Annotated in this window: 15 protein-coding genes; 8 read left to right on the top strand and 7 right to left on the bottom strand. The window is 65.4% G+C overall.

Annotated elements, in window-relative coordinates; genetic code table 11:
• Positions 1 to 5: 5 nt before the first annotated feature.
• Entirely contained in the window at positions 6 to 1,097 is a 1,092-nt protein-coding gene (locus ACQR07_RS10695) for a hypothetical protein (protein ID WP_434902231.1), read from the bottom strand.
• Positions 1,098 to 1,401: 304 nt separating this feature from the next.
• Here ACQR07_RS10695 and ACQR07_RS10690 point away from each other — a divergent pair, with 304 nt between their 5' ends.
• Positions 1,402 to 1,827, top strand: coding sequence for a hypothetical protein (locus ACQR07_RS10690; protein WP_434902230.1), 426 nt, complete (start codon positions 1,402 to 1,404; stop codon positions 1,825 to 1,827).
• Positions 1,828 to 1,877: 50 nt separating this feature from the next.
• On the opposite strand, the gene ACQR07_RS10685 is transcribed toward ACQR07_RS10690, so the two are convergent.
• Both ACQR07_RS10685 and ACQR07_RS10680 read right to left on the bottom strand, forming a co-directional pair.
• Positions 1,878 to 2,357 (bottom strand): DUF5680 domain-containing protein, encoded by a 480-nt coding sequence (locus ACQR07_RS10685; RefSeq protein ID WP_434902229.1) that lies wholly within the window; start codon positions 2,355 to 2,357, stop codon positions 1,878 to 1,880.
• Positions 2,358 to 2,373: 16 nt separating this feature from the next.
• Entirely contained in the window at positions 2,374 to 2,781 is a 408-nt protein-coding gene (locus tag ACQR07_RS10680) for a DUF1801 domain-containing protein (RefSeq protein ID WP_434902228.1), read from the bottom strand.
• A 222-nt stretch (positions 2,782 to 3,003) separates the two neighbouring features.
• Between ACQR07_RS10680 and ACQR07_RS10675 the strand changes: the two genes are divergently transcribed.
• Both ACQR07_RS10675 and ACQR07_RS10670 read left to right on the top strand, forming a co-directional pair.
• Entirely contained in the window at positions 3,004 to 4,695 is a 1,692-nt protein-coding gene (locus ACQR07_RS10675; protein ID WP_434902227.1) for a methyl-accepting chemotaxis protein, read from the top strand.
• Between the two features lie 568 nt (positions 4,696 to 5,263).
• On the top strand, positions 5,264 to 6,952 hold the full coding sequence (locus tag ACQR07_RS10670; RefSeq protein ID WP_434902226.1) for a methyl-accepting chemotaxis protein: 1,689 nt from the start codon (positions 5,264 to 5,266) through the stop codon (positions 6,950 to 6,952).
• A gap of 363 nt (positions 6,953 to 7,315) precedes the next feature.
• On the opposite strand, the gene ACQR07_RS10665 is transcribed toward ACQR07_RS10670, so the two are convergent.
• From ACQR07_RS10665 to minC, 4 genes are read right to left on the bottom strand one after another with little or no spacing between them, the layout of a single operon-like run.
• Entirely contained in the window at positions 7,316 to 8,089 is a 774-nt protein-coding gene (locus ACQR07_RS10665; RefSeq protein WP_434902302.1) for a thioesterase family protein, read from the bottom strand.
• 21 nt (positions 8,090 to 8,110) lie between these two features.
• Positions 8,111 to 8,386, bottom strand: coding sequence for a cell division topological specificity factor MinE (gene minE / locus ACQR07_RS10660; RefSeq protein ID WP_434870488.1), 276 nt, complete (start codon positions 8,384 to 8,386; stop codon positions 8,111 to 8,113).
• On the bottom strand, positions 8,383 to 9,198 hold the full coding sequence (minD, locus tag ACQR07_RS10655; RefSeq protein ID WP_434902225.1) for a septum site-determining protein MinD: 816 nt from the start codon (positions 9,196 to 9,198) through the stop codon (positions 8,383 to 8,385). The genes minE and minD overlap by 4 nt, the downstream gene beginning before the upstream one ends.
• Before the next feature lie 20 nt (positions 9,199 to 9,218).
• The gene (gene minC / locus ACQR07_RS10650) at positions 9,219 to 9,914 is read right to left on the bottom strand and encodes a septum site-determining protein MinC (protein WP_434902224.1); all 696 of its coding nucleotides are present in this window, start codon (positions 9,912 to 9,914) and stop codon (positions 9,219 to 9,221) included.
• Positions 9,915 to 10,429: 515 nt separating this feature from the next.
• Between minC and ACQR07_RS10645 the strand changes: the two genes are divergently transcribed.
• The 5 genes from ACQR07_RS10645 (at position 10,430) to ACQR07_RS10625 (ending at position 17,470) form a co-directional block, all read left to right on the top strand.
• Positions 10,430 to 11,059 (top strand): hypothetical protein, encoded by a 630-nt coding sequence (locus ACQR07_RS10645; RefSeq protein WP_434902223.1) that lies wholly within the window; start codon positions 10,430 to 10,432, stop codon positions 11,057 to 11,059.
• A gap of 42 nt (positions 11,060 to 11,101) precedes the next feature.
• On the top strand, positions 11,102 to 12,712 hold the full coding sequence (locus ACQR07_RS10640) for an ABC transporter substrate-binding protein (RefSeq protein ID WP_434902222.1): 1,611 nt from the start codon (positions 11,102 to 11,104) through the stop codon (positions 12,710 to 12,712).
• A gap of 137 nt (positions 12,713 to 12,849) precedes the next feature.
• Complete coding sequence (locus ACQR07_RS10635; RefSeq protein WP_434902221.1) at positions 12,850 to 14,373, top strand: ABC transporter substrate-binding protein; 1,524 nt, start codon at positions 12,850 to 12,852, stop codon at positions 14,371 to 14,373.
• 213 nt (positions 14,374 to 14,586) lie between these two features.
• Positions 14,587 to 16,158: an ABC transporter substrate-binding protein gene (locus ACQR07_RS10630; protein ID WP_434902220.1), complete on the top strand. Its 1,572-nt coding sequence runs from the start codon at positions 14,587 to 14,589 to the stop codon at positions 16,156 to 16,158.
• A 502-nt stretch (positions 16,159 to 16,660) separates the two neighbouring features.
• Complete coding sequence (locus ACQR07_RS10625; protein ID WP_434902219.1) at positions 16,661 to 17,470, top strand: response regulator transcription factor; 810 nt, start codon at positions 16,661 to 16,663, stop codon at positions 17,468 to 17,470.
• The last annotated feature ends 99 nt before the right edge of the window (positions 17,471 to 17,569 follow it).

Genomic DNA, 17,569 nt, shown 5'->3' with positions numbered 1-17,569 from the left:
GTTCGTCACAGCGCACCGAACGCGGCGCGCGAGGGCGCGAGCGGCAGCCAGTCGGGGATGCGGCGTTTGGCAAGCCAATAGGGCCGCCACAGAGCGCGCCAGGTGACGAGGTCGAGCGGCGCTTGGCCCCATTTCATCTTGGCGGGCTCGATCTGTGCGAGATCATGCAGGTGCAGCCAGCGCCGCGCGATCCACCACAATTCGTGCGACACGGCCGCGTTTCCGGCCGCCTTGAGCTGGACGATGTTCAGCAATGGATCGCGCCAGTGGCGGCCGACCTCCAAGGTCGCGATGCGTTCACCCCGGAGACGGACGCTCCACAGCCGCGAACGGTTGTGGACGATGTCAGCACCATAGGTGCGGACACAGTTGCGCATGGCGGCCGCTTCGTCGACCAGGTCCGGAATGTTGTCGAGCGGCCTGAACTCATAGTCCCCGATCCGGCCGGGATCGAGCCACATGTCGCTGATCGGCAATTGACCGAGATTGAGATGCAGCGAGACCCGGCCGCGCCAGTTGACAGCTGCCGTCATTGCGGCGTCGAGCCTCATGCCCGGCGTCCACGGCCGTTCGACGAGATCGTGGGCGAGACGGCCGGGCTGGCCGGAGAACCAGATCCACAGGGCGAGCAGATGCACGCGGTCGCGATTGACCCCTTTGGGGGCGCGGACGAACTCTCGCGCGATCCACACCGCGGCGGCGTCGTGCGCGAGCGCCGCCATCTCTGCGACGAGAGCCAGCCAGATCGGCACCAGCTTCGGTGATCGCGGCAGATGATTGCCGATCTGCCGTCTGAACAGTTCGCCATCCGGCAACCGCGGGATCGGCCGCACGCACGCCTCCGGCGGCAGCTTGCGTAGCCACATCGGCAGGCCGGCCGCCGCGGCCGCCTCGGTGAGTGACCGTCCCGCGATTACGCGCGCGATCGCCGGCTCCGGATCGAACCGGTCGCGCGGCACCGCCAACGCGAAGAGCAGCGCCGGAAAGCTCAGCGCGAGGTCGGCGAGATGCGGATGGCTCCGCGCCCGCGCGACGACGCGGGATTGAAAACGAGACGCATAGCGCCGCAGCCGGCGTTCACACAGGTCGGAACGCACCGGCTCCCGGCGGGGAGCAAGCAAAAGATGAGATGTCATGACACGACTGTTCAAACGCAGGCCGTGACGGCCGCGGGGTCTTTGGTGATTTGTGAAGGTGTCAAATCGTAACCGGGACCATCATCCCGGCAGCTGCGTCAATGATCGCGCAGCGAGCCCGGGAAGCGCGTGAGTCTGGACATCGTCGCCTCCTGCGTTGAAATTGCGGTGCGAACCTTTAGCCTGCTCGCCGCGAATGTGCAACGGGATTGAAGCTCCGCTTGAAGGATCGTGCCAGCACACGGCCTGTACGAACGACGAGAGCGTGCCGGCAAGAAGGCTTCAACAAATGGCTTGGGATCGGGTTCACACCATCAACGACTACTATGACGGCCCCCGCCTCGGCATCGCCGATCTGGATGGCATTCCGCACATCTACGAGGCGGAGTTCGATCATAGCACTGACGAGTATGGCGACACATATTGGCTTGCGCCGGTCGACGACGACCTCCTGACATTGGTCCTTGAAAACGAGGAGATCTGGCTACGCTGGGACGCAGCCTTCAAGCGGGGAGACGTCCCGCATGCGACACATCCCGCCCTGCCGGAGGATCGTGAGCGACACGAGGCCTTGAAACTGGCGATCGGCGACCGCCTGCGCGCAGACCGCGCGTGTGCGCGATACAAGCGTGCCCGGTTCGGTGTTTCGCCGGCACGCGAAACGGTCGTGGAGTGGTCCGACGTCGGCTGACCACGCCGTCCGATCCGAAGGAGGCGGCGACGGCTGTTCGACCGACCGCTCTACCTCAAGAGGCCACCCGCATAGTGCAGCTGATAAACGTCGCGGCCATGCCGCTCGATCGTCTCCACGCCATGGAAACGCGCGAGATCGCCGCCGACAACGTTACTGTAGCTCAGCCCGCCTGACGCGAACGCGGCAGGACCGCGATAGGGATGGTCCGTTTCCACCTTCAGCAGGGCCATGCGGAGAAACGCATAGACCGCGACGACCGTTTCCCGGTCCGCGATGTCCGCGCGGATGCCGCCGCCATAGGACATGGACCAGATGACCCGGTCATTGCTTGTCACGGTCTCCTGTCCGACGAAGAAGCCGATGCCGAAGTAGATGTCGCGATAGAGGTAGGCACCGGCGCGGTGCTCGAGCTGCTTCGCGTTAGCGAGCGCAGGCGTCGCCAGCGTCGCATCGTCGTCGAGGCCGGCATAGGTGCGCCGTTTCGCCTCGACCAGGAATGTCGCGAGCTCGTGAAGATCGATCGACATCGCTGGCTCCGTGCGCCTAGCGCTTCTTCTTGGCGGTGTTCAACTTCACCGCCGCCTTGATCAGCGCTTTGAACGCCGCCTCGTCGATCTCGTCGCCTTCGTGGATGTCGATCGCCCGGCGGGTGTTGCCATCGAGGCTGGCGTTGAAGAGGCCTTTCGGGTCGGGCAGCGAGGCGCCCCTGGCGAAGGTGAGCTTGATGGTAGCCTTGTAGCTCTCGCCGGTGCAGATGATGCCGGCGTGCGACCACACCGGAACGCCGCGCCACTTCCATTCTTCGACGACATCGGGGTCGGCCTGCTTGATCAGGCCGCGGACCCGCGCCAGCGTGGTGCCGCGCCAATCGCCGAGTTCCTTGATCCTGGTGTCGATCAGGTGCGCGGGAGCCTCGCCCTCGGTTGCCGTTGTCGACATGGATTTCCTCATCTGCCCATCCCACCGTCGTGAATCGCGCTCATTCCCGTAGTTGTACGGTAGGACTTGTACGCCTGCCAATGCCCGATTTTAGAGCAAAATTTAGTTCTCCGAAGCCTAATGGGTGTCGGTTCCGTTCATGATCTCTCAACGCATCAGCATGCGCCGGTTCATGCAAACGTCTGCTGCGGCCCGCAGTGCGTGACATCTCTCGTCCTAAATCTGGAGTCGACGATGCCGTCCTTTTCCAATCTGTCCATCCGCAACAAGGTGCTGCTCGCGTTCGGCATCGTTCTCGTGACTGCGATGGGCCTCGGCGGCTTCGCGATCGATCGTCTGGCGAGCGTCAACGGCTACGCGGCCGAGGTGCGCGACAACTGGCTGCCGGCGACCGCATGGCTCGGCACGTTGTCCAGGTCGACGGAACAATATCGTGCGCGACAAGGACAACTGCTGCTGTCGACCACCGATGAGCTCAGGAACGCCCAGGAGAAGCTGCTCACCGATACGCTTGCGCAGTACGACAAGACATGGAGCCTGTATGAACCGACGGTGACCTCGGCGGAAGAGAAAGTGCTGGCCGGTGCGATCAAGACGGCCCTCTCCAACTACCTGAATGATAGCAAGGCGCTCTACGAGCTGTCGCGCAAGCAACAGACCGATGCAGCGTCCGCCCTCTATATGGGCAAGCTCCGCGAAAGCTTCTCGGAGCTCCGGAAAGCGGTGGAGAAGGACCTGAATTGGAACGTCGAGCAGGGCAAGGCAGAAGCCAACAAGGGCGCTGCGGTCTATGAGTCGTCGCGGATGTGGATCCTGGCCACGATCGGCCTCGCCGCTTTGCTCTGCTTCGCGATGGGCTATCTGATCGTGGCCGGCGTGTCGCGGCCGATTGCTGTCATGACCGAGGCCATGCGCAAGCTCGCCGGCGGCGATATGTCGGCTCACATTCCCGGCGTCGAACGCAAGGACGAGATCGGCAAGATGGCCGGCGCCGTGCTGGTGTTCAAGGACAACGCCATCGAGACCGAACGGCTGCGCGCCGCGCAGGCGGAATCGGAGAAACTCGCGGTCGAGCGGCGCAAGCGCGACATGCACGAGCTCGCCAACAGCTTCGAGGGCGCGGTCGGGCAGATCATCGATACCGTCTCCTCGGCGTCCACCGAGCTCGAGGCCTCTGCCAGGACGCTCACGTCGACGGCGGAGCGCACCCAGCAGCGCACCACCACCGTGGCAGCCGCTTCCGAGCAGGCCACCGCCAACGTGCAGTCGGTCGCCTCCGCTACCGAGGAACTGACCTCGTCGGTCACCGAGATCAGCCGGCAGGTGCAGGAATCGGCGCGGATGGCCAACGAGGCCGTCGATCAGGCGCGCAAGACCAACGACCGCGTCAGCGAGTTGTCGCGGGCCGCAGCGCGGATCGGCGACGTCGTCGAGCTGATCAACACCATCGCCGGCCAGACCAACCTGCTGGCGCTGAACGCCACCATCGAGGCGGCGCGGGCCGGCGAGGCCGGCCGCGGCTTCGCGGTGGTTGCCTCCGAGGTCAAGGCGCTCGCCGAGCAGACCGCCAAGGCCACCGGCGAGATCGGGCAGCAGATCTCCGGCATCCAGAGCGCGACCCAGGAGTCGGTCGGCGCCATCAAGGAGATCAGCGGCACGATCGAAAAACTGTCGGAGATCTCGTCGACCATCGCCGCGGCCGTCGAAGAACAGGGCGCCGCGACCCAGGAGATCTCGCGCAACATCCAGCAGGCGGCGCAGGGCACCCACGAGGTGTCGTCCAACATCACCGACGTGCAGCGCGGCGCCAGCGAGACCGGCTCGGCCTCCTCCCAGGTGCTGTCCGCCGCCCAGTCGCTGTCGCAGGACAGCAACCGGCTGAAGCTCGAGGTCGGACGGTTCCTGAACACGGTGCGCGCGGCGTAGCGACGCGAAGCAAGAGATTTTCGGGCGATCGTAGTCGGGAGAGCAGCGTCGGCAGCGGCGGTGCACTCCCTCTCCCCGTTCTTCACGGGGAGAGGGTCGGGGTGAGGGGCAGCCGCACGGGTGGTCCGCCTCACAAGCCCTGCTCTCTCACACGAGCTACATCTTCAATGCGGTCCCGATACATTGGGATGAGACAGGTGACACGCGTCACTGGGTGTGGCAGCCCCTCACCCCAGCCCTCTCCCCGTAAGAACAGGGAGAGGGAGCGCACCGCTCGTGTCGCGACAGCTGTCGCCTTTCAAGCAGGTATTCGATGATCGGGACTAATTAGTTCTCGTCCCTCGCGCTTCTCGACCGCGACTCAATCCACCTTTGTCTTCCCACGCATCCCGTAATCTTACGGCTCGTGTGTACTGCCTAATATTAGAGCAAAATTTATCAGTCGCCCGCTTAATCGATCGCACGCCCACATCATGATGCCTCAATGGCGAGCATCTCACGCGCACGATGACCGTGCGCGATCCTGGGCCCATTCAATCTCTCGGAATTCGTGAAGTCGGAGTCGAAAATGCCGTCCTTTTCCAATCTGTCCATTCGCAACAAGGTGCTGCTGGCGTTCGGCATCGTTCTGATCACGGCCATGGGGCTCGGTGGCTTCTCGATCGATCGTCTCGGCAACGTGAATGGGTCAGCCGCCGAGGTCCGCGACAACTGGCTGCCCGCGACCGGCTGGCTCGGCACCATCTCCAAGGCCACCGAACAATATCGTGCCCGGCAGGGCCAGTTCCTGCTGGCATCGGCTCAGGACAAGACTCAGCTGGAGCGCCAGATGGACGAGAGCCTCGCGCTGTTCGACAAGACCTGGCAGCTCTATGAGCCGACGGTGACGACGGCGGAGGAGAAGGCGCTCGTGGCGGCATTCAAGACACCGTGGACCGCCTACCTCGACGAGAGCAAGCGGTTGCTCGAGCTTGCGCGCAAGGACCAGACGGACGCTGCGACCTCGCTCTATCTGAGCAACATGAGCAAGGTCTTTGGCACCGCGCGCAAGGCGCTGGAGCAGGATCTGGCGTGGAATGTCGAACAGGGTAAGAAGGAAGCCGACAAGGGCGCCGCCATCTACCTGTCCTCGCGGATGTGGATCCTGGCCACCATCGCGCTGGCCGCCCTGCTCTGTATCGCGATGGGCTATCTGATCGTGGCCGGCGTGTCGCGCCCGATCGCTGTCATGACCGAGGCCATGCGCAAGCTCGCCGGCGGCGACATGTCCGTTCACATTCCCGGCGTCGAGCGCAAGGACGAGATCGGCAAGATGGCCGGCGCCGTGCTGGTGTTCAAGGACAACGCCATCGAGACCGAACGGCTGCGCACCGAGCAGGCAGAATCGGAGAAGCTCGCGGCCGAGCGCCGCAAGCGCGACATGCACGAGCTCGCCGACAGCTTCGAGGGCGCGGTCGGGCAGATCATCGACACGGTCTCCTCGGCATCCACCGAGCTCGAGGCTTCCGCCAGCACGCTCACGTCGACCGCCGAACGCACCCAGAAGCGCACCACGACCGTGGCTGCCGCCTCCGAGCAGGCCACCGCCAACGTGCAGTCGGTTGCATCGGCGACCGAGGAACTGAGCTCGTCGGTCAACGAGATCAGCCGGCAGGTGCAGGAATCGGCGCGGATGGCCAATGAGGCCGTTGACCAGGCGCGCAAGACCAACGACCGCGTCAGCGAGTTGTCGCGGGCCGCAGCGCGGATCGGCGACGTCGTCGAGCTGATCAACACCATCGCCGGCCAGACCAACCTGCTGGCGCTGAACGCAACGATCGAGGCGGCGCGGGCCGGCGAGGCCGGCCGCGGCTTCGCGGTGGTTGCCACCGAGGTGAAGGCGCTCGCCGAGCAGACCGCGAAGGCCACCGGCGAGATCGGACAGCAGATCTCCGGCATCCAGAGCGCGACCCAGGAGTCGGTCGGCGCCATCAAGGAGATCAGCGGCACCATCGAAAAACTGTCGGAGATCTCGTCGACCATCGCCGCGGCCGTCGAAGAACAGGGCGCCGCGACCCAGGAGATCTCGCGCAACATCCAGCAGGCGGCGCAGGGCACCCACGAGGTGTCGTCCAACATCACCGACGTGCAGCGCGGCGCCAGCGAGACCGGCTCGGCCTCCTCCCAGGTGCTGTCTGCGGCGCAGTCACTGTCGCAGGACAGCAACCGGCTGAAACTCGAGGTCGGACGGTTCCTGAACACGGTGCGCGCGGCGTAGCGCGCGAAGTGAGGGAGAATTTCGGACGAGAATGATCGGGAGAGGCATCGTCGGCAGCGACGGTGCACTCCCTCTCCCCGTTCTTCACGGGGAGAGGGTCGGGGTGAGGGGCCGCCGCACGGGCAGTGCGAATTGTGAGACGTGAATCCCGCTCGATCAATCGACATCTGCAAGCTGATCAGCGGGGATGAGCTTGATAGTATGCGTCACTGGGTGTGGCTGCCCCTCACCCCAGCCCTCTCCCCGTGAAGAACGGGGAGAGGGAGCGCAGCGCGTCCTGTCGCGGCAGATTTGTCTCTCACGCGGATTGCAAACGACGACTGGTCGCTCCAGTCATGACCGCGACTAATTAGTCCTCATCGCTCACCGCTTCTCGATCACCAGGCTCTGTACCACGCGGCCGAAATAGCCCTTTTCGTCGCCCAGCCGCGCCATGGCGAGCCCTGCGCCATCGGGGCCGATCCAGCTCTCGGCGTCGAGCAGGATCCACTCGCCGACCGGCTCGCGGGCCATGCTGACGGTGAGGTCGGCATTGAGGAACGTGTAGCTGTGGAAGTCGAGCGCGGCCGAGGTGCCGTTGCAGAAGTCACTGGCGACCACCGCGCGCATCGCCTGCGAGACCGCGTGGCCCTCGACCAGCGGCCAGTCGACGCGATACCAGATCGCGCCGGGCCCGCGGACGCCGAATCGGCCACGCGCGGCGCGCAGGGTCATGCCGCGCACGAACGGGCTGGTGGAGAAATCGGCGGGCTCCGGCTGCGCCTCGTCGGGGCCGGCGAGGTCGACCGGCAGCTCACGGACGTCATCCGGCAGCGGCACGGCGTCCTGCCTGATCTTCAGCACGGTCGCGGTCACCACCACGGTGTCGCCGGCGCGCAGGCGCACCGTCGAGAGCTGAATCTTGCGGCCCTCGCGCAGCACCTCGGTTTCGATTCCGAGCTCGGCGAGCGGCACCGGCCGCATCAGATCGATGCTGACGCGGGCGATGCGCATCGGCGATTTGGTCGCGATGCGCTCGGCCGCCCACACCACCAGCGCCGACGGCGCCGAGCCGTGCTGCATGGTCGGATCCCAGGGACCCGCGGCATCGGGGCTGACGACGACCTGATTGTCCGTGACGCGGAAGATCGGCCGCATCAGCGCAGGCCTCGCCACGCCTCAGCCCGCGCTGGCAAAGGCGCGGTCGGCGCCGTTGGGCAGTTCAATGTCGACCTCGAGCGTCGAGACATGTTTCCCCCGGTCCATGCGGACGATGACCTTGTCCGGATCGAGTAGCACATGACGCGACACCACGCTGAGGATTTCCTCGCGCAGCTGCATCAGCAGATCAGGCTGGCCGCGCAGGCTGCGCTCATGCGCGAGCAGGATCTGCAGCCGCTCCCGCGCGACTGGCGCCGAGGCTGTACGCCCCGTGAAGAGCCGCAGCACGCTCATGCAGCCCTCCGTCCGAGCAGCAGGTTCATCAGCCCCTTGCGCTCGCTCGGGATCTGCATCTCGACCTCTTCGCCGAGCAGGCGCCGCATGGCGTCGTGATAGGCGCGCGCCGGCGCGCTGGCCGGGCTGTTGAGCGTGACCGGGCAGCCGACATTGGACGCGCGCAGCACGTCCTGGCTCTCCGGCACGATGCCGAGCAGCGGCGTCGCCAGGATTTCCAGCACGTCGTCGATCGACAGCATCTCGCCGCGCGCGGCGCGGCCGGCATCGTAGCGGGTGATGAGGATGTGCTTCTCGACGCGCTCGCCGTTCTCGGCACGCACCGTCTTGGAATCGAGCATGCCGATGATGCGGTCGGAATCGCGCACCGACGACACTTCCGGATTGGTGACGATGATCGCCTCGTCGGCATAGCGCATCGCGAGCATCGCGCCGCGCTCGATGCCGGCGGGGCTGTCGCAGATCACCCAGTCGAAGGTCTTGCGCAATTCGGCGATGACACGGCCGACGCCCTCCTCCGTCAGCGCGTCCTTGTCCTTGGTCTGCGACGCCGGCAGCAGCCAGAGGTTCTCCAGCCGCTTGTCGCGGATCAGGGCCTGCGGCAGCTTGGCGACGCCGTGCACGACGTTGATGAGATCGAACACGACGCGGCGCTCGGCGCCGAGGACCAGATCGAGATTGCGCAGGCCGACGTCGAAATCGACCACCACCACCTTCTCGCCGGCCTGCGCCAGCGCCGCGCCCATCGCCGCCGTCGTGGTGGTCTTGCCGACGCCACCCTTGCCCGACGTCACAACAAGTACCTTGGTCATCTTGGGAATCCTCCTGCTACTCAGTTCAATGCAACGATCTTCATGGAATGGCCTTCGAGCCGCGCTTGCGCGGCCCTGCCGCGCAGGCCGGCGTCGATCTGCTCGGCGGTCTGGTAGTAGCCGTCGATCGCGACCAGCTCGGCCTCGATCTTCTGGCAGTAGATGCGCGCCGCGGCATTGCCGTTGATGCCGGCCATCGCGCGCCCGCGCAGCGCGCCATAGACATGGATCGAGCCGCCGGCGACGATCTCCGCGCCGGACGACACCGCGCCGAGCACGGTGACGTCGCCGTCGGGAAATACGATCGACTGGCCCGAGCGCACTGGCTGATCGAGCAGCAGCGAGGTCGGCGGCTGCAGCTGCGGCTTCTCCGGCTCGATCTCCTGCACGGCGCAGTGACGGCCGCCGGACAGCAGCGGCGGCATGCCGACCGACAACCGCGCCTGCTCGACGCCTTCGAGGCCGAGCACGCGGATGTTGCGCGATTCGATGCTTTTGATGAGGTGGGTGATCGCGAGCGGGCTCAGATCCACCGCCGAGAGATCGAGCACGATCGGCTTGCCGACGAAGAAGCCGGGCGAGCCCTTCAGCGTCGCATCGAGCTCGCCGAGCCAGTCGGCAATCGGTACCGCCGGCGTGAACACGAAGGCGACGTAGGAGCGCCCGCGCAGACGAATGAGGGGACGTACCGTTTCAGCGCTCGCACTCATGACCATCCGACCCAACCTTCTTAGTGATTGGTTAACTGTCGGCGCCAGATGGTTAACGGATGGTTAAATCGACGCTAAGCCGCTCGAAAATCGACAGCGGCCCGCCCGACACAGTTCGATCATGGTCGAATCATGGCGCAACCTTGGCGCGAATGGGACGCAAATTTTGAGCATCTACGTCAAGACTCGGCACGCCTCATTTCGATCACATCATGATGATAACTTTAACGTACATATAATTTTGGGCCAGGGCGTAGTTCGGGGTCCGAACAATTGACACTCGTCAGGGGGCGGGGCATGGGATCGACAGAGGCGTCAAAGGTACGATCAACGTGCCAAGGCGCCTTGCAGGAAAGGACCTTTGGCGTGCGATCGACGATCGGCGCAAACCGTCTGATTCTGCATAGGATTTCGTGTGTACTGAAGTGGCAACGACGCTCCCGCTCTACGTTGGAACTAACTCTCTACGACGTGGCAGAAGCGTATCAGTTTACCGGAATCGAGCGTCAGAGGAGTAGCGTATGAGTTCGTTGAGTGAACAGAATCCGATGAACCCGCAAGACCCGCTGCACTACGCACCGCGGTGGTTGCGGGAGCGCCCGGAAGCGACCCGGCTATCTCTCGTTAACGACAAGGCAGCGGAGGCGACCGAGCGTCCCGCTTCGGGACAGCAGGGACCGCTCGATGCTCGCTTGGAGACCGCCGTGTTCGAATCCCTTCGCCAGTCGCTGAACCCGCAAGTCATGCGCGATCCGCCGGATCTCGAGCGCGACCGCCGCTCGGTCGTGTTCAAGTTCGCCGGCCGCTTCGCTGCGGCCACCGGCGTCGCCGCCGTCGTCGCGCTGTTCTTCCTCAACATCGTTCCGGTGTGGCGCCAGCCCGACGCGAGCCAGTCGTTCGTCGCCGCCGTGCAGTCGATGAAGACGCTGCCGGCCGTCGCCGCCGATGCCCAGGACGCGAGGGCGGACCAGACCAGCTCGCTGCCGGAGCGCGCCGAGACTCAGGCGCAGGCCCCGGCACTGTCGCAGTTCCAATCGTTGCTCGCCGCGGATGCTCCGGCGCCCACGGCTGAGGCCGAAACTCCCGAAAAACCCATGCTGCAGCAATTCATGCAGTGGAACCAGAAGTCGGGTCAGGAGCGGGTTCGCTAACCTTCTGCCCTGATCCGGCATCAAACACGTCACAAGGCGATCATGACCGACGTCCTACCGCAGAAAGCGGCAGCACGCCGAACGCTGGCTCACGCCCGCATGGCATTGCCCCTGCTCGCGACACTGATGGCGAGCGGAGCCACGGCCGCGCCCGGCGAGACCATGGCCACGGTGCGCCAGCTCGGCAGCCGCGTTGGTCCGATCATCGGATCGGCGCTCGCCTGCCGTGAGATCGCGCGTCCGCGCATCCAGGCCATCATCGAGAAGTTTCAGGTCGTCATCCGCGAGGCCGCGGCTGATGAGGCCGATCGCGACGAATTGACACGCCTGCTCGACCAATACGTGGCCGAGGGCCGCAGCCTCGTGACCGGCCGCCGGCTGGACTGTAGCGGCGCCGATCGCCAGCTGGCCGACCTCGAGCGCTCGATTGCGGCACCGGCGCAGGCCAGATCCAGCTTGCCGGCGGTGAGCATCGGACCGGCGGCCGCACAGGCCGCGACGCCATCAGCACAAGTGTTGCCGCCAGTCTCCAACGTGCGCGGCGTGACCCAGAACGACATCAAGTTCGGCATGGTGATTCCGACCACCGGGCCGGTGAGAGAGAGCGGACGGCAGCTGAGGATCGGCATCGAAGCCGCGTTCAGCCGCGTCAACGCGGCGGGCGGAATCAACGGCCGCGTGCTCAAGCTCGTCACGGCCGATGACGGCTACGATCCCGCGCGCACGCTCGACGCGATGAAGCTGCTCTACGAGAAGGAGCAGGTGTTCGGCTTCGTCGGCAATTTCGGATCGGCCACCGCGGCGGTCGGCATTCCCTACGCGCTCGAGCGGCGTGTGCTGTTGTTCGCGCCCTATACCGGCGCCAACGTGGTGCGCCACGATCCGCCCGACCGCTACGTCTTCAACTATCGGCCGAGCTACGCCGAGGAAACCGACGCGTTGGTCCGCTACCTCGTCAAGATCCGCAAGCTGAATCCACGGCAGATCGTGGTATTCGCGCAGAACGACGCCTTCGGCGACGCAGGCTTCGCCGGCGTGGCCAAGGCGTTCCGCTCGCTCGGCGTCAGCGACAATGCGATCGTGCGGGTGAACTATCCGCGCAACACGATCGACGTCGACGATGCCATCAGTCAGCTGAAGCTGTTGCGGACGCCGGTTCGCGCCGTGGTCGTGCTGGCGACGACGCGCGCCGCCGCCAAATTCATCGAGAAGGCCCACGACGTGTTTCCGGGCGCGGTCTTCGCCAACATTTCCGCCGTGGCCGGATCGGCGCTCGCGAGCGAGCTGATGCTGCTCGGGCCGCGCTTCACTGATGGCGTGATCGTCTCGCAGACCGTGCCGAGTGTCGCCGGCTATTCCAGCCTGGTGCTGGATTACAAGAACGCGCTCGCGAACTACTTTCCCGGCGAAGCCGCCGACTACACCTCGCTCGAAGGATACATCTCGGCGAGCATCCTGATCGAAGGGCTGAAGCGCGCCGGCCCGAGCCTCGATACCGAGCGGCTCGTCGACACGCTGGAGACCATGCGCAATCTCGACCTGGGACTTGGGACCCAGCTCGGCTTCGGCCGCGCCGAGCACCAGGCTTCGCACAAGATCTGGGGCACGGCCCTGAACGAGACCGGCACCTATCAACCGGTGGAGCTTGACTAGGATACCGCTGAAAACGGTATCAACACTGCCTGCAGCGACAAAAACACGAAAGAGAAACCCGACATTAATTTGAAGTACCGCGAATAGCAGGACGATGAGGATTTGCAGCATCTCGTAGAGCGAGTGATAGAGAGCCGATGACCGTCCATTGGTCCGCATTGATCATCGGGAGCCTGTTCGCGGCTCCCCTCAGCTCCGCCCTCGCGGCGGCCCCCGATGTCGTCCGGGATCTCGCCGGGCGCGTGGGACCGATCGTGGGGCAGGCGTCGACGTGCCCGGACATCACCCAGGGACGCGTCCAGAACATCGTCGAGAAGTTTCGCGAGGCCATTCGCCAGGCGTCGAACAACGACGGTGAGCGCGATCAGCTGATGCGCGGCTTCAATGGCTACATCGCCGAAGGCCGCAGCCGTGGCGGCGCATCGCAGGCCGCCTGCGCCAATGTCGAGCGGCAACTGACCGACCTGGAGCGCTCGCTCGGCCAGCCGGCAGGCGCCGCGCCATCCAGCCCGCCCGTAGGCACGACCGGCGCGGTGACCTCCGCTCCCGTGCGCGGCATCACCGATCGCGAGATCCGTTTCGGTATCGTCATGCCGTTCACCGGAATCCGCAAGGAGACCGGACGCCAGATGAGGCTCGGCATCGAGACCGCCTTTGCGCGCGCCAACGAGGCCGGCGGCATCGGCGGTCGCCAGCTCCGCCTGATCGCCGCCGACGACGGCTACGACCCGAACCGGACGCTCGCGGCCATGACGCAGCTCTACGAGAAGGAGCAGGTGTTCGGCTTCATCGGCAATGTCGGCACCGCCAACTCACAGGTCGCGATTCCCTACGCGCTGGAGCGGCGGACGCTGTACTTCGCTCCGAACACCGGTGCGGCAGTGGTGCGGCGTGATCCGCCGGATCGCTACGTGTTCAACTATCGGGCGAGCTACGCCGAAGAGACCAATGCGCTGGTCCGGTATCTGGTCAAGATGAAGCGGATCCCGCCGCGCCAGATCGCCGTCTTTCAGCAGCAGGACGCGTTCGGCGACGACGGCTTCGCCGGTGTCGCAAAGGCGTATCGGCAGCTCAACATCGCCGATCCGGTGCCGCGCTTCACCTATCCGCGCGCGACGGTGGACGTCGACGAAGCCGTGAACCAGATCAAGGCCCATAAACCGCAGATCAAGGCGGTGATCATGGTGTCGACCGACCGGGCCGCCGCGAAGTTCATCGAGAAGACCCGCGATTCGATGCAGGGCCTGATCTACGCCAACGTATCAGCGGTGGGATCGACGTCGCTTGCAACCGAGCTCAAGCTGCTCGGCCCGCGTTTCACCAATGGCGTCATCGTGACGCAGGGCGTGCCGTCCGTGGCGGGCTATTCGAGCCTCGTGCTCGACTACAAGACTGCACTGGCGAAGTTCTCGCCCGGCGAAGCGCCGGACTACACGTCCCTCGAAGGCTATATCGCGGCGACGATTCTGATCCAGGCGCTGAAGCAGACCAATCCGCTCGACACCGAACGTTTGGTCGACACGCTCGAATCGATGCCCAACCTTGATCTCGGCCTCGGCGCGGCACTCGCGTTTGGACGCGCAGAGCACCAGGCCTCGCACAAGATCTGGGGCACTGCTCTCGACGAAACCGGCACGTACCAGCCAATCGAAATTGAATAGAGTTAGCGGCAAGGAGAATAACTGGTTGATGGCGACCCATTAGCAGGTTCTAAAGCATGATCCGAGATAGCCGTGCCGGGTTACCTAAATGGTCATGGTATTAGGAAAGGCTAGTCTGTGCATGGTGGCGGTCATAGTACTTCTCCGTCGCAGACAAAGCGTCGAAATCACCAGGCGAAAGACCTGGATGGGGTCCATAGTGGGATAGTGGCAATGAGCTTTCGTTCTAGCGTGTTCTTGGTTGCGGCATTGCTCGCAACGCCCGCCAGCGCGGCGGGCACCAATGCGGATGTGGTGCGTAATCTTGCGAGCCGGGTCGGGCCGATCGTGGGAGCAGCATCCGCCTGTCAGGCGATCGACCAGGGCCGCGTACAGGCCATTGTCGACAAGTTTCGCGAGGTGATCCGAGAGGCATCCACAGGCGGCTCGGATCGCGATGAACTGACGCGCGTGTTCAACGGCTACGTTGCCGACGGACGCAACCGCGTCGGGGCGGCCCAGACGGACTGCAACGCCGCGGGGCGTCAGCTGGCCGAGTTGGAGCGTTCGCTCGGGCAGAGCGCACCGAGCCAGACGGCCTCCAGCCTCGCCGGGGTGATCGCCCCGTCCGCGGCGGTCGCCGCGACGGCACCCACTGCGACGCTGCCACCGCCCACGGCCAGCAACGTGCAGGGCGTCACTGCCAACGAGATCCGCTTCGGCATCGCCGCTCCGTTCTCGGGCGCCGCCAAGGAGCTCGGCCGGCAGATGAAGATGGGCATCGAGGCCGCCTTCAATCGCGCCAATGACGGTGGCGGGATCGGTGGACGCTCGCTGCGGCTGTTCTCGGCCGACGACGGCTACGAGCCCTCGCGGACGCTGGACGCGATGAAGCAGCTCTACGAGAAGGACAAGGTGTTCGGCTTCATCGGCAACGTCGGCACGCCGACGTCGGCCGTCGCCATGCCGTACGCGCTGCAGCGCCGGGTGCTGTTCTACGGGGCGTTCACCGGCGCCAACATCCTGCGCAACGATCCGCCGGATCGCTACGTGTTCAACTACCGCGCCAGCTACGCAGAAGAGACCGACACCGTCGTGCGCTATCTGGTGAAGCTGCGCCGCCTGCCGGCGCGCGACATCGCCGTGTTCGCGCAGCAGGATGCCTATGGCGATGCCGGCTTCGCCGGTGTGTCCAAGGCGTTCCGCTCGCTCGGCCTCGCCGACACCTCGATCGTGCGCTTCAACTACAAGCGCAACACGGTCGACGTCGACGAGGCGGTGAACCAGCTGCGCGCCATGAAGAACCCGCCCAAGGCCATCGTCATGGTGGCGACCTACCGGGCGGCCGCGAAGTTCATCGAGAAGACGCGCGATCTGTACCCGAACATGATCTACACCAACGTGTCGTTCGTGGGTTCGACCGAGCTGTCCGACGAGCTGATGCTGCTCGGACCGCGCTATGCCAATGGCGTGATCGTCACCCAGGTGGTGCCGGCCGTCGGCGGCTATTCGAGCGCAGTGCTCGAGTACAAGACCGCGCTGGAGAAGCACTTCCCCGGCGAATCGCCGTCCTACGTCTCGTTCGAAGGCTACGTCGCGGCCAACGTCCTGATCCAGGCGCTGCGCCGGGTCGGCACGCAGCTCGACACCGAGGCGCTGATCGACACGCTGGAAAACATGCAGACCGTCGACCTCGGCCTTGGCGCCAAGCTCGGCTTCGGCCGCGCCGAGCACCAGGCCTCGCACAAGATCTGGGGCACGGCGATGGACGAGCGCGGCAAGTTCCAGTCGATCGAGCTCGAGTAGTTCGCGCGCTGGAGCAGCCATCCAACCCTCAGGACGCGGCGGGCCATGCCTGCCGCGTCCTTTGCTTTTTTGGTCCCGCAATCATGGGCGACATCCGCGCCGCGCTCCCCTGCCGCCGGCCTGTATCGTGTGATCACCTCGGGCATGGCGTTGGCCCGGACCCGCTCCGGAGCGCGCGGTCGACCCATCCGCGCCGGCACTGCTGCCGGTGAGGCCGAAGCCGCCTGACTGCGACGTGCCGCCGCAGATGCAATGCAGAAATTTACAATCCTAGATTGCTGATCGGTACTATTATCGCCATTGGTTAGTGTTCGCAAATGGAACCGTGTGCTCTCATGCACCACAATTTTACCACGAACGCTCGCGTCTGACCCGCGGCTGATCACTCCGACGCGTTGGACCGCGATGATGCGGTCCGGACCGCGGTCGGCGCGGACGGCGGCGCACGGCGTCTGCACGGGCGCCGCGCCGGACCGAAACGGAGACGGAAAGACAAGTCCACATGACGTCTTCGAACCCCACCTCGGACGATTGGCGCGCCATGCTGACGCTGGTTGGCGAGATCGGAGAACTCAGCGCCTCATCGGACGCGGCATGCAGCCATTTCATGAGCGGATTGGCCGCCCTGATCGGCTGCGGGCCGGTGTGGTGGAGCGTGATCGGAGGATCCGACGCCAGCGCTGCACAATCCGACGACGGTGTCGCCGACGTGACGCGCTCGCGGGTCCACGGCCTCGCCCCGGAGACGCTGCAGAGGTGGGAACGGAGCTATCTCGAGACGCGCGCCTATGGCGAGCATCCGACCTGGGAGCCGGCCTTCGCAACGCCCGGCATCGCACGCTGCTTCCTGCGCCGGGACATCGTCCACGACCACATCTGGTACAACAGCCCCCACGTGATGGAGTACTCCCGCAGCTTCGACGCCGACGACCTCGTCTCCGCGATCGTGCCGATCGGCGGCGGCGCCGAGCTCTGCGTCGTCGGCATGCGCAACTGGGGCGACACCGGCTTCACCGCGCGCGAGCGCGAGATCCTGCTGCTGCTCGCGCAGCATACCGCCTGGCTGGCGCAGCGGCCGGATCCGCTCGTGAGCCTCGCCAGAGGAAAGCTCGCCGCCCCCGTCACGGTGGCGCAGCTCGCGCCGCGGCACCGCGCGGTGCTCGAACTGCTGGCTGCCGGCCGCAGCGAGAAGCAGATCGCCGCCGCCCTGACCATCAGCCCCCGCACCGCCCACAAATACATCGAGCAGATCTACCGCGCGCTCGGCGTCTCCAGCCGCGCCGAGCTGATGGCGCGGTTCATTGCACGCTGACAACAGTCGGGCACAAACTTCGCCCCCGTAGCCATTTGGCTACGCTGACGGCCGCTTTCCCCCACCGGTACCGTGATCGGGTTCCGTGCCGTGCCGCTC

The organism is Bradyrhizobium sp. HKCCYLS20291, assembly GCF_051167715.1.
Taxonomy (GTDB): domain Bacteria; phylum Pseudomonadota; class Alphaproteobacteria; order Rhizobiales; family Xanthobacteraceae; genus Bradyrhizobium.
Note: the sequence above shows the minus strand (reverse complement) of the source record. Positions and strands in the feature narration are given on the sequence as shown.